Source organism: Sphingobium lactosutens DS20 (assembly GCF_000445105.1).
GTDB lineage: Bacteria > Pseudomonadota > Alphaproteobacteria > Sphingomonadales > Sphingomonadaceae > Sphingobium > Sphingobium lactosutens.
Window position 1 is genome coordinate 94,671 of sequence record NZ_ATDP01000101.1, and the last position, 12,551, is coordinate 107,221.

General features: G+C 65.0%; 10 protein-coding genes. 5 read left to right on the forward strand and 5 right to left on the reverse strand.

Features of this window, described 5'->3' with window-relative positions; translation table 11 throughout:
- Nucleotides 1-47 precede the first annotated feature (47 nt).
- The 4 genes from RLDS_RS46400 to RLDS_RS46415 all read left to right on the forward strand — a co-directional run bounded on the left by RLDS_RS46400 (nucleotide 48) and on the right by RLDS_RS46415 (nucleotide 3,375).
- Nucleotides 48-1,169, forward strand: coding sequence for an NAD(P) transhydrogenase subunit alpha (locus tag RLDS_RS46400; RefSeq protein WP_021227275.1), 1,122 nt, complete (start codon nucleotides 48-50; stop codon nucleotides 1,167-1,169).
- Nucleotides 1,170-1,359: 190 nt separating this feature from the next.
- Nucleotides 1,360-1,671, forward strand: coding sequence for an endonuclease domain-containing protein (locus RLDS_RS46405; protein ID WP_021227276.1), 312 nt, complete (start codon nucleotides 1,360-1,362; stop codon nucleotides 1,669-1,671).
- Nucleotide 1,672: 1 nt separating this feature from the next.
- Nucleotides 1,673-1,957: an NAD(P) transhydrogenase subunit alpha gene (locus tag RLDS_RS46410; protein WP_009823552.1), complete on the forward strand. Its 285-nt coding sequence runs from the start codon at nucleotides 1,673-1,675 to the stop codon at nucleotides 1,955-1,957.
- Nucleotides 1,957-3,375, forward strand: coding sequence for an NAD(P)(+) transhydrogenase (Re/Si-specific) subunit beta (locus RLDS_RS46415; protein ID WP_021227277.1), 1,419 nt, complete (start codon nucleotides 1,957-1,959; stop codon nucleotides 3,373-3,375). The genes RLDS_RS46410 and RLDS_RS46415 overlap by 1 nt, the downstream gene beginning before the upstream one ends.
- Here RLDS_RS46415 and RLDS_RS46420 read toward each other — a convergent pair.
- The 4 genes from RLDS_RS46420 to RLDS_RS46435 form a co-directional block, all read right to left on the reverse strand.
- The gene (locus RLDS_RS46420; RefSeq protein ID WP_021227278.1) at nucleotides 3,359-4,633 is read right to left on the reverse strand and encodes a dicarboxylate/amino acid:cation symporter; all 1,275 of its coding nucleotides are present in this window, start codon (nucleotides 4,631-4,633) and stop codon (nucleotides 3,359-3,361) included. The two genes, RLDS_RS46415 and RLDS_RS46420, sit on opposite strands and share 17 nt — an antisense overlap.
- 2 nt (nucleotides 4,634-4,635) lie before the next feature.
- Nucleotides 4,636-5,628, reverse strand: a complete 993-nt coding sequence (gene dgcA / locus RLDS_RS46425; protein WP_021227279.1) for an N-acetyl-D-Glu racemase DgcA — start codon at nucleotides 5,626-5,628, stop codon at nucleotides 4,636-4,638.
- Between the two features lie 5 nt (nucleotides 5,629-5,633).
- Nucleotides 5,634-6,665 (reverse strand): N-acetyltransferase DgcN, encoded by a 1,032-nt coding sequence (gene dgcN / locus RLDS_RS46430; RefSeq protein ID WP_021227280.1) that lies wholly within the window; start codon nucleotides 6,663-6,665, stop codon nucleotides 5,634-5,636.
- A 94-nt stretch (nucleotides 6,666-6,759) separates the two neighbouring features.
- Nucleotides 6,760-7,644, reverse strand: coding sequence for a LysR family transcriptional regulator (locus RLDS_RS46435; RefSeq protein WP_031298641.1), 885 nt, complete (start codon nucleotides 7,642-7,644; stop codon nucleotides 6,760-6,762).
- A 166-nt stretch (nucleotides 7,645-7,810) separates the two neighbouring features.
- On the opposite strand from RLDS_RS46435, the gene RLDS_RS46440 reads away from it, so the two are divergent.
- Nucleotides 7,811-9,460 (forward strand): N-acyl-D-amino-acid deacylase family protein, encoded by a 1,650-nt coding sequence (locus tag RLDS_RS46440; RefSeq protein ID WP_021227282.1) that lies wholly within the window; start codon nucleotides 7,811-7,813, stop codon nucleotides 9,458-9,460.
- A gap of 143 nt (nucleotides 9,461-9,603) precedes the next feature.
- Here the strand turns inward: RLDS_RS46440 and RLDS_RS46445 are convergent, their stop codons facing one another.
- Nucleotides 9,604-12,450, reverse strand: coding sequence for a TonB-dependent receptor plug domain-containing protein (locus tag RLDS_RS46445; protein WP_021227283.1), 2,847 nt, complete (start codon nucleotides 12,448-12,450; stop codon nucleotides 9,604-9,606).
- Between the last annotated feature and the right edge of the window lie 101 nt (nucleotides 12,451-12,551).

Below are 12,551 nucleotides of genomic sequence, written 5' to 3' on the forward strand. Positions count from 1 at the left end.
GCGTGGGCGCGTCTGGCGCGCCGGTACAGGATGAGGGAGAGGGGATAGTGAAAATCGCGATCGTGCGGGAGCAGGCGAACGGCGAACGCCGCGTCGCCGCCACGCCGGAAACCGTCAAGAAATTCAGGGCGCTTGGCGCGGACGTCGCCATCGAATCCGGGGCAGGGCTTACCGCCTCGATCGCCGACGCTGATTACGCCGCCGCTGGCGCCGCCGTCGCCGACCGCGCCGCCACGGTCGCGGGCGCCGACATTCTACTGGGCGTGCAGGGGCCATCGCCCGACAGCCTGGCCGGTGCGAAGCCGGGCGCCTGGATCGTGGCTGGCCTCAACCCCTTTGGAGAGCGCGCCCGCGTCGATGCCTATGCCGCTGCGGGTTTCGAGGCTCTGGCGATGGAGTTCATGCCGCGTATCACCCGCGCCCAGTCGATGGATATCCTGTCCTCGCAATCGAACCTGTCGGGTTACAAGGCCGTGCTCGACGCCGCCGCCGAATATGGCCGCGCCTTTCCAATGATGATGACGGCCGCGGGCACGGTATCGGCCGCCAAGGTGTTCGTGATGGGCGTGGGCGTCGCGGGGCTTCAGGCCATCGCCACCGCCAAGCGGCTGGGCGCGCAGGTCAGCGCTACCGATGTGCGCGCCGCGACCAGGGAACAGATCGAATCCCTGGGGGCCAGGGCCATCTTCGTCGAAAAGGTCGCAGGGATTGAGGGCGAGGGCAGCGGTGGCTACGCCACGGAAATGTCCGACGACTATAAGGCCGCGCAGGCCGAGCTCGTGTCCGGCCATATCGCCAAGCAGGATATCGTCATCACCACCGCGCTGATCCCGGGCCGGCCCGCGCCTCGCCTTATCAGCGACGCTCAGATCGCGACGATGAAGCCGGGCAGCGTGATCGTCGACCTGGCGGTCGAACAGGGCGGCAATGTCGAGGGCGCGGTCGCCGGCGACGTGGTCGAGCGCCACGGCGTCAAGATCGTCGGCCACCGCAATGTCCCCTCGCGCCTCGCCGCCGACACGTCCGCCCTCTTCGCGCGCAACCTCTATAATTTCCTCTCCGCCTTCTGGGACAAGGACAGGAACGCGCCAGTGCTGGACGAGGAGATCGGCAATGCCATCCGCCTGACGCAGGACGGGAAGGTCGTCAACGAACGGCTGCTGGGGTGAACTCGGCGATACCCTCCATCCTCCCCTGGAAGGGGAGGTGGCAGGGCGAAGCCCTGACGGAGGGGTGTCCCGCTTTCGATAGGGTGACACCCCTCCACCATTCGCTTCGCGAACGGTCCCCCTCCCCTTCAGGGGGAGGATGAGGATGTTGCACGGGCGAACTGATAGGGCACGGCAGCTTCGGCGCGCAATGTCCCTGCCCGAGGTGAAGCTGTGGCGAGTGCTGCGCCAAAGACCGGAGGGCTTGAAATTCCGTCGTCAACACCCCTGCGGTCCCTATGTCGCCGACTTCTATTGCCACGAAGCGAGACTGGTGATCGAGGTCGATGGCGAAGCGCATAATCGCGGCAATTCGCCGCAAAGAGACGAGCAACGCGATGATTGGTTCTCAGCTAAAGGACTTACGGTTCTTCGCATACCGGCTGTCGCAATTTTGAACGAACTCGATGCTGCCGTCATGGGCATTATGACGACGGCCAAGGGGCAAATAGGGGAGGACTAGAATGGACTTCATTTCCATCCTGTCGATTTTCGTGCTGGCGTGTTTCGTCGGCTATTATGTGGTGTGGTCGGTGACGCCGGCGCTGCACACGCCGCTGATGGCGGTTACCAATGCGATTTCATCCGTCATCATTGTCGGCGCGCTGGTCGCATCGGCCGAAGCGGGGAGCGCGGCGGCCAAATATCTGGGGCTGCTCGCGGTCGTCTTTGCCTCGGTCAACATTTTTGGCGGCTTTGCCGTCACCGAACGCATGCTCGCCATGTACAAGAAGAAGGAGCGCAAGTGATGCACGAGCTTGCTCCCGTCTCGCCCTTCGTCGCGCTCGCCTATCTGACTGCGGGTGTCCTCTTCATCCTGGCGCTGCGCGGCCTCTCCAGCCCGGCGACCAGCCGGCGCGGCAACCGCATGGGGATGATCGGCATGGCCATCGCGGTCGTGACCACGCTCTATACCCATGACATTGCCAGCCTGCCCGAAATTATCGGCGCCATCCTGATCGGCGGCGGCATCGGCTTCGTCATCGCCCGCCGCATCGCCATGACCGCCATGCCGCAGCTGGTCGCGGCGTTCCACAGCCTCGTTGGTCTTGCCGCCGTGCTGGTGGGCGCGGCCGCTTATCTCAACCCCGGCGCCTTTGGCATCCTCGACACGCTGACCGGCCAGATCCATCAGGCCAGCCGGGTCGAAATGGGCCTGGGCGTCGCGATCGGCGCGATCACCTTTTCCGGGTCGATCATCGCTTTCCTGAAACTCAACGGCAATATGTCGGGCAAGCCGATCATGCTGCCCGCGCGCCACCTCATCAACCTGGGCACGCTGGCCGCGATCCTTGGCCTCGTCGCCTATTTCGTGACCGACCAGAGCCCCTGGGTGTTCTGGACGGTGACGGCGCTCAGCTTCGTCATCGGCTTCCTGCTCATCATTCCCATCGGCGGCGCGGACATGCCCGTCGTCGTGTCGATGCTCAACAGCTATTCGGGCTGGGCTGCCGCCGCCATGGGCTTCACGCTGGGCAACAGCGCGATGATCATCACCGGCGCGCTGGTCGGATCGTCGGGCGCGATCCTCTCCTACATCATGTGCAAGGCGATGAACCGCAGCTTCATCAGCGTCATTGCCGGCGGTTTTGGCGCGGAAAGCGGCGGCGCGTCGGGCGGCGCGGCAGCGGTGGACCGCCCCTACAAGCGCGGCAGCGCGGAGGATGCGGCCTTCCTGATGAGCCAGGCGGACAGCGTCATCATCGTGCCGGGCTATGGCATGGCCGTCAGCCAGGCACAGCATGCGCTGCGCGAAATGGGCGACATGCTCAAGAAGGCAGGCGTCAGCGTCAAATATGCGATTCACCCCGTCGCGGGCCGCATGCCGGGCCACATGAACGTGCTGCTGGCCGAAGCCAATGTCCCCTATGACGAAGTGTTCGAGCTGGAGGATATCAATAGCGAATTCGGCCAGGCCGACGTCGCCTTCGTCATTGGTGCGAACGACGTCACCAACCCGGCGGCCAAAACCGACAAATCCTCGCCCATCTACGGCATGCCGATTCTGGACGTTGCCAATGCCAAGTCGGTGCTGTTCGTGAAGCGCTCCATGGGCGGGGCTGGCTATGCCGGCGTCGACAATGAGGTTTTCTACATGGACAACACCATGATGCTGCTGGCCGACGCCAAGAAAATGGTGGAGGAAATCGTCAAGTCGCTGGATTGATCGGCACGTCGCTGGCCGGTCCGGGGACATTCCCGCCGGCCAGCGCCTTGCGCTCCTGCCGCGCGACGACGGCGGTGACGGTCAAATTGGCGCTGGCGCTGGCGACCGTGCGCGTCATGTCGAGCAGTCGGTCGAACGGCAGGACGAAGCCCACCACCAGCGCCGTCTGTTCGGGCGCAACGCCCACAGCCGACAGAACCGCCGCCAGCATGAACAGCGAAGCGGACGGAATGGGCGCGGTGCCAAAGGCGGCGAGCGATCCGGTCAGCAGCATGATCGCCAGCATCGGGCCATCGGGCTGAACCCCAAGCGCCTGCAGGCTGAAAACGCTAAGCAGCCCGACATACATGGCCGTCCCGTCCTTGCCGATGCTCGCCCCGATCGGCAGCACGGTGGAGGCGACCGCAGGCTCGATTGCCAGCTTCTCCTGCGCGACGCGCAGCGCGACCGGCAGCGTCGCGGCCGATGATGCGGTGGAAAAGGCGACGAGCAACGGGTCCACCGCCGCGCGGAAGAAGCGGCGGATCGACAGGCGCGCCATCAGGCGGATCAGCGGCAGGTGCACCAGCAGGATCTGCGCCGCCACGCCCAGCACGACGCACAGCGCCAGCCAGCCGATATTGGTGAAGACCGCCACGCCATTGTCCGCCACCGCCTGCGCGATCAGCGCCAGCACGCCAAAGGGCGTTACCTCCATCACGATCCGCACCAGGTGAAACAGCACGCGCCCGGCCGATTCCAGCACGCGCGCCATCGGCCGGCCGTTCTCCCCCGCCAGGATGACGCCGAAGCCGAACAGCATCGCAAAGAAGATGATCGCCAGCATGTCGCCTTCGACCAGCGCCGCGACGATATTGACCGGCACGATGCCGATCAGCTGGTCATGCACGGATTTGGCGACCCCCAGCGCATGGGGTGCCGCGCCCCCCAAAGCCGCGCCGCCGCCCGGTTCGACGATAAGGCCCAGCGCCATGCCGATCGACACCGCGCAGGCCGTCGTCGCCGCGAACAGCAAGAGCGTGCGCCCGCCCACCGCGCCCAGCCGCCGGGGATCGCCCAGAGCCGTCACGCCCGACGCGATCGACACGAACACGATCGGCACGACCAGCATGCGGATCAGCCGCACGAACAATTCGCCGACGAAGGCGATCCATGGCGCGGCGGCCGGCCAGAACAGTCCGATCGCGATGCCCACGACCAAACCGCCGACTACCCGCCGCCACAAGGGGATGGCGAACCAGCGGCGCGCCGCCCCCATGGTCAAAGGCCGCCCCAGAAGCCCGGCTGCGCCGGCAGCAAATAACCCTTGTCGCCGGCAAAGCCACCCGCCCGGTCCGTCGCCAGCCATAATGGCCCGTCCAGGTCGACGAAATCGCTTTGCGCCGCGATCGCCCAGGCCGGCGCGATCGACAGCGACGAACAGATCATGCAGCCGGTCATCACGCCCAGCCCGCGCGCGCGCGCCGCTTGCGCCAGCGCCAGGGCAGCGGTCAGCCCGCCGGCCTTGTCCAGCTTGATGTTCACCACCCCATAGCCATCGGGCAAATCGTCCAGATCGGCGGCGACATGGACCGACTCGTCCGCTGCAATCGGGATGACGGACGCATAGCCGCGCAGCGCATCATCGGCTCCCGCTGGCAATGGCTGTTCCAGCAGGTCGATGCGCAATTCCCGCGCCAGGCCCTGCATTGTTTCGACCTCAGCGATGGTCCAGCTTTCATTGGGATCGACGATCATGCGCGGCCCCGGCGCGGTGGCCCGCACGGCCTGCAACTGCGCGACCGGGTCGCTGGCGTCCACCTTCACCTTGATGAGCGGCACATCGGCCAGCGCCGCCGCTGCCAGCCGCATATTGTGCGGCGTGTCGAGGCCCACCGTCATCGCCGTGGCGATTGGTTGCAATGGCGTCGCGATCCCTGTCGCCGCCGCGAAATCCCGCCCTTCAAGCCGCAATTCCAAGTCCCATAGCGCGCAATCGACCGCATTGCGCGCCGCGCCCGCCGGTAGAATTTCCAGCAGCCCGCGCCGGCTCACCCCAGCTTCGATCGATGCGCGCACCGCCTCGATTTCGGCGATGCTGCCCGCGACGCTTTCGCCATAGCGCGGATAGGGGACGCCTTCACCGCGCCCCTCGACCCCGCCCTCCACGATCGTCACGGTGACGACATCGGCCGCCGTCTTGACGCCGCGCGATATGCGAAAGGGGGTAGCGAGCGGGAATGTCTCGCCCGTGACGGACAGGGAACGGGGCATGGGGATCAGATCGTCTCCGTGGCGGGGGCGGGCGCGTCCATGGCTATCAGCAAATCGACCATCGCGTCGACACCCATGCGATAGGGGTCGCAGCAGGGCAGGCCCATCCGGTCGGCGGTGCGGGCGCATAGCTCTTTTGCCGGGCCGTCTTCCATCGCCGACGTATTGAGCGCGATGCCCACCGCGCGCACATCCGGGTTGGTCAGCCGCGCGGCGCGCAGGTTCGCCTCCAGGCAGTCCTCCAGCGACGGCGGCGCATAGTGGGGCAGCCCGCGCATCGTCTGGCGCATGGGGTCATGACACAGCACCAGCGCATCGGGCTGCGCACCGTGGATCAGGCCGGTCGACACGCCGGCGAAGGACGGGTGGAACAACGACCCTTGCCCTTCGATCAGGTCCCATCCGCCGTCATGACGGTCGGGCGAAATCTGTTCGACAGCGCCGGAAATGAAATCGGCCACCACCGCGTCCAGCGGCACACCGTCACCCGCGATCAGGATGCCCGTCTGCCCGGTCGCGCGAAAGTCCGCCTCCACCCCGCGCGCCTGCAATCCCCGCGTCAGGCACAAGGTCGTATACATTTTGCCGACCGAACAATCGGTGCCGACGGTCAGCAGCCGCTTGCCCGCGCGCCGCTTGCCGGTGCCGACCGGAATGTCGGGCCGGGGATCGCGCACATCGTGCAGCGTCCGGCCCAGCCGCGCCGCCGCTGCGACCAGTCGCGGCTCGTCCTTCAGTCGCTGGTGCAGGCCCGACGCGATATCCAGCCCTGCCTCCATCGCCGCCAGCGCGTCATCGACCAGATCGCTGCCCAGCCGCCCGCCCGCATTGGCGATGCCCAGCACCAGCGTGCGCGCGCCCGCATCATGGGCCTGCGCAAAATCCATGCGCGGCAGGTTCAGCGTCAGTCCGCAATCGTCATGGCGAAATTCGCCGACGCAAATGTCGGGCCGGAACACCGCCAGCCCGCGCGACGTCTTGATGCCGATCTCGTCATTGCTGTGGCCAAGGTAGAGGAGATAGGGCGTCGCGATCATGAATGGATGAACCTGCTTGGATATGGGACCGCGACCTTATCGCCCGCCCGAGCCGTTCCCCAATATCCATGGCCGCATAGGCTATAGCCTTTTGCTATAGGCTCTCGATAACCTCCGACAACAGCGCCAGGAATTCCGACGCCGTCTTGGATGGCGGCCGGTTCTGCAAATAGACCGCATTGATGTCGAAGGTGATCGCCGGTTGCAGCGGCCGGTTGGACAGCCCCGGCGATACGCTGGCATGGGCGGTGAAATTGTCGACGATGGCCATGCCGACGCCCGCGCGCACCAGCGCGGCGGCGATATAATAGGTGCGCGCCGACACGACCTCGTTCAACTCGACATCCTGCCGCTTCAATTCGCTCGATAGCATCCGGCCAATGGGACCGCTCTGCACCGGGCTGATGAATTTATGCTCGCGCAATTCCTCCAGATGCAGCCGGCTCGGCGCATCGGGCATGTCCTCCTCACGATAAAGCACGACCAATTCGCCTTCACCGACCACCTGATGCGCTACCGGTGCCGACAGCGGCACTTCGAAACTTATCGCGATGTCGGTTTCGCGCTCATATAATTTGCGCACCATTTCATCATGATGCAGCGTCTGCAGGTCGAACATGATATCCTCATGCCCGCGCAGGAACCGCGCGACCGCGTCGGGAATCGCGCCCAGGCCCAGCGAGGGCAGGGCCGATATGCGCAGCAACCCGCCCCGGCCATGCCGCATATTCTGCGTCGCCTGCCGCAGCGATCGCACACGTTCTTGAATGTCGGCCACTTCGTCGAACAGCGTGCGCGCATCCTGCGTCGGGATCAGCCGCCCCTTGGCCCGCTCGAACAGGGGCAGGCCGATAGAGCGTTCGGCGTGGCGCAGCACCTTGGTCACGGCGGGCTGCGACACGTTGAGCGCGCGCGCCGCGGCGCTGACCGTGCCGTGCAGATAGACGGCATGAAAAATCTCGATCTGGCGCAGGTTCATCGATTCACTTTCTCTGGCTGCCGCCTGCCCGTCCGGCGCGACGATCCGGCTTGCCATGGCCGCTATGCCATTTGGTTATGGCATATGCAACAGACCCGCTCTGGACGCGCGGGATAGAGACGGCCCATGGTGCCGATTTGCGCCTTCAAGCCAAGGACCCTTGCCCATGCCGCTTCTTCCCGTCCGTCGCCGCGTCCGCCAGGCGGCCCGCGCCTTGCTGCTGTCGGGCAGCATCATGCTGCTGCCCTCCGCCACCGGCGCCGCGCCTGCCGGCACGTCGGGCGCGGACAGGGCGGACATCCTCATTACCGGCGGGACCATCTATGACGGCGGAACGGGCAAGCCCTATGTCGGCGACGTGGCGCTGAAAGGGGACAGGATCGTCTATGTCGGCCGCGCCGCACCAATGCGGGCGGCACAGCGGATCGACGCCAAGGGGATGATCGTCGCGCCCGGCTTCATCGACGCCCACACCCATGCCGATGGCTTTCTACGCTCGTCCGATGCGGCGGAGCGGGTCAATCCCGCCTGGCTGGACCAGGGCGTCAGCACCGTGGTCATCGGCGTCGATGGCTATGGCACGCCCGACGTCGGCGCTGATGCGGCGAAGATCGAGGCGTCGGGCGTCGGCACCAATTTCATACCCTTCGTCGGCTTCGGCGCGGTGCGCCAGCGCGTGCTGGGCCTGGACGCCCGCGCGCCCAACGCGCAGGAACTCAGCGCAATGAAGGCGTTGGTGGCCAAGGGCATGTGCGAAGGCGCGACGGGCTTTTCCGCCGGCCTCTTCTATGCGCCGCAAAGTTTCGCCAAGACGGACGAGGTGATCGCCGTGGCTCGCGAAGCCGCCATCCGGGGCGGCCTTTACGACACGCATCAGCGCGATGAATCGAGCTATTCCATCGGCTTGCTCGGCTCCGTCCGCGAAGCGATCGAGATCGGCAAAAAGGCAGGAATGCCGGTTCACTTCGCGCATTTGAAGGCGCTGGGCGTGGACGTGCAGGGGCAGGCCCCGGCCGTGATCGCGGAAATTGACGCCGCGCGGAAGGCTGGGCAGGATGTCACCGCCGATCAATATCCCTGGCTCGCCTCCGGCTCCAGCCTTGACGCATCATTGCTGCCACGCTGGGCCGTCGATGGCGGCGGCGACGCGCTGTTGAAGCGGCTCGACGATGCGCCGACGCTGGCGCGCATCCGGCAGGAGATGGCCGAAAATATGCGTCGGCGCGGGGGCGCCAAATCCCTGCTGCTGATCGCGCAGGGCTTTCTCTGGACCGGCAAGACGCTTGAGGAGGTCGCGACGCAGTGGCAGCTCGACCCGCGCGATGCCGCGCTGCGCATCATTCGGCAAAGCATTGAAAAGGATGCGGGCCGGGGCACCGCCGTCGCCTCCTTCAACATGGCGCAGGCCGACGTCGATCTGCTGATGCGCCAGCCATGGATGGTGACGTCGTCGGATGGATCGAACGGCCATCCGCGCATGTTCGCCACCTTCCCGGAAAAATATGTCCGTTACGTCCGCGACCGCAAGGTGATCGACCTTGGTACCTTCGTGCGGCAATCGACGGGGCGCACCGCCGACATTTATCGCATCGACCATCGCGGCTATCTGCGTCCGGGCTATTATGCCGATGTGGTGGTAATCGATCCCGCGCGTTATGCGCCACGCGCCGATTATATGCACCCGCGCGAACTCAGCGTTGGCGTCGCTAAATTGTTCGTGAACGGCGCGCTCGCCGTCAGCGACAGCCAGGCGACGGGCACGACCGCCGGTCGCGCGCTGCTCCGTCCCACGCCGGCCCATTGCCCGCCGAAATGACCATCTCCTATATATAGGTAGCTAACTAATCATTCCGGCATAATTTTTCACCTGTCGCCATCACTGTCGCACTGAACTGCGCCAGACACGAAAAAGGGCGAGGAACCTGTGGTTCCCCGCCCTTTCTTCCATGCTGCTCTTTCTCAGTTGGTCTTGAACCGCACCCCGACGCGGAAGGCCCGGCCCAGCAAATCGCTATAGGTCGAATTGGCCGACAGTCCGGTTTCCGACAGCAGGATCGGATCGGTATCGAACAGGTTGGTGACGTTCAGGAAGAACTGCCCGTCCGCCCCGCCGACATTGATCTTCGCGGTGAAATTGAGGTCGGTGTAGAATGTCCCGTCGATATGATTGCTGTTGATCGTCGGGTTGGCCGCCGTGCTGGTCGGGCAATCGGTGGTGCACACGATATAGGTATTGTTGTAGGTGCCCGAACTCACCCCTCGCCCGACTGCCGTGATCGAATAGGTCGGCGTGTCGAATGTCGCCGACATGCGGAAGATCCAGTCCGGCGTGCTCGACTGCCCGCTATTCTGGCCAACGGTGTCGACCGGCTCGGAAATGCCGTTGTCGACGGTATTTTCCAGATAGTTGGTCGCCGTCCCGCGCAGCGTCAGGCTGCTTGAACTGCCGTTGAATATCTTGTCGAGCGGCACGCGATAGCTGGCTTCATAGTCGATCCCGCGTACCTTGACCTTCGCGAAGTTGAAGGGGCTGGCTGACACGAAATAGTCGCGCACGCCCTCGGGGTCCGGCACGATCGCCGCGCAGAAGCTCTGGAACCCTTCGGTGCAACGCTGGGCGATATCGTCGGCGTAGAATTGGCTGATCGCGTCGGACACCTTGGTACGGAACCAGTCGACCGAGAAGGAGAAGCCGGGCAGGAAGCGCGGCTGGAGCACCGCGCCCAACGTCAGCGTATCGGCCTTTTCCGGGTCGAGGTTCAGATTGCCCGTGGTCAGCTCGCGGAAGGTCGCGCCGGCATATTGCCCCACCGCCGTATTGGTGGCGAATGTGTTGGTGCGCGACGTGCCTGACTGGAACAGTTCGTTGAGGTTGGGCGCGCGAATGTCCCGTGACCTTGTTCCGCGCAGGCGGATGTCCTCGATCGGCTGCCAAGTCAGGCCTGCCTTCCATGTCGTCACATATCCCGACGTCGAATAGTCGGTGGCGCGTACCGCACCGTTGAATTCCGCGCCGAAGCCCAGTGGAATCAGCGTTTCAAGATAGGCTTCCTTGACATTGTAGCTGCCAAAGGTCGGGCGGAAATTGCCGACCGACCAGCCGGACTGGAATTCGGGCGGGACATAGCCGGACACTTCTTCCTTGCGATATTCGCCGCCCACCGCGACGCTGACATCGCCCGCCCAGGTGGCGAACGGCGTGACCGACAGGTTGGCGCCCGCGACCGTCTGCTTGAACCGCTGGTTGCGATAGGGATCGCCCAGGATCCAGTCGACCGCTGCGGCATTGGCGACGCCGATGCCCAGGCGATTGAGCGGAATGCAGCCATTGCCCGGATCGGTCAATGTGGAGCGGCAGACGATCGACCCGTCGGGCGCGAAGACGGCATCGGTCGCCAGGCCCAGGCGCGACGTGTTCATGATGTCGCGCAGCTGTTCATGCGTATCGGTCTGCCCATATTGGGCATAGACGTCCCACACCGCCTTGTTGCCGAACGCGGCGAATTCGCCGCCCGCGCCCAGCGCATAACGCTGTACTTCGCGGCTGCTGTTATTCTTGCGATAGGGGAGGTCCGCCGCCGACGTGCCGAGCGAAACCGACGTCACCCCGGCCAGGGCCGCTGGTCCCAGCGCCTGGATCAGATAGGCATTGTCCGATTGCAGGGTGAAGGTCGCCGCCTGCGGCCCCGCATTGAACAGCGTCTTGTTCCAGTTATAGGAGGCTTCGGCAAAAACCTCTACCCAGTCGGCCAGCTGATAGCTCAGCCGACCGTAGACGCCGCGCCGATCGTCGGTCGCGTCCAGCCCGATGCGGCGTGACGTGTCGTTGATCTGCCAGTCGCCGCCGACCGTCTGGCTGCTGTCGGTGATGCTGCCGAACTGATATTGCTGGGCGACGCCGCCTTGTCCGAAATAGGTGCCGCGCAAGGCGGTGGTCCCGCCCACTTGCGACCGGATGATGCTGCCTGGGGTCGAATTCCAGGTGCCCGCGCCGCGCACGACGATGTTGGCAGGCTGCCCATTGTCGGCAGTATAATCGGGGTTGGACAGGGTCCTGTACCCGATCTGGTTCCAGCCGCGATCCACCTCGAAAATGCCATCCTTGTGCGCATATTCACCCGCGACCAATATGTGCCCGCGACCATCGGCGAAATCCATGCCCGCCGCGCCGGAGAAGCTATAGTTGAACCCGTCGCCCCGGTCGGTGATGCCGACATCGGCATTGACCTTGAACCCGGTATATTTCTTGTCGAGCACATAGTTGACGACGCCCGCGACCGCGTCCGACCCATAAGCCGCCGATGCGCCGCCGGTCACGATCTCGACATTCTTCACCAGCGCCTGCGGAAAGGTGTTGATGTCGACGAGGCCGGTGATGGTCGAGCCTACGGAACGGCGGCCATCGAGCAGCACCAGCGTGCGGACTTCGCCCAGGTTGCGCAGGTTCATCGTGTTGATGCCCGCCAGGCCCGAACTGATCGCCAGGCGCGAGTTGGCGGGGCGGGTGCTGCCGGCAAGCGCTGGAATCTGGTTGATGAAGTCGGCCAGATTATTGGTCGGCGACTGGTTCAGTATTTCCTGCTGCGTGACGACCGTCAGCGGGGTCGGCGACTGAAACCCGTCCCGCGCAATGCGGGTGCCCGTGACAATGATCTGGTCGGCCGTGGCGGCTTCCGCACTTTCCTGCGGCGCAATGGCATCCTGCGCGATCGATGGCGCTGCGTGGACCAGGGCGATGGCGGTCATCGCCAGTCCCAGGCTATGCCGGTGGCCGATCGGCCGGCGAGTTTTTCCGAAATCACCCATATAAACCCCCTCTGCCAGGGAGGAGCTGCACGCAATTGCAGCGTGCGCAGCGTCAGAGCGCCGTCTTGCCCGACCCATTCTAGCGATGACGACGGCGTAGC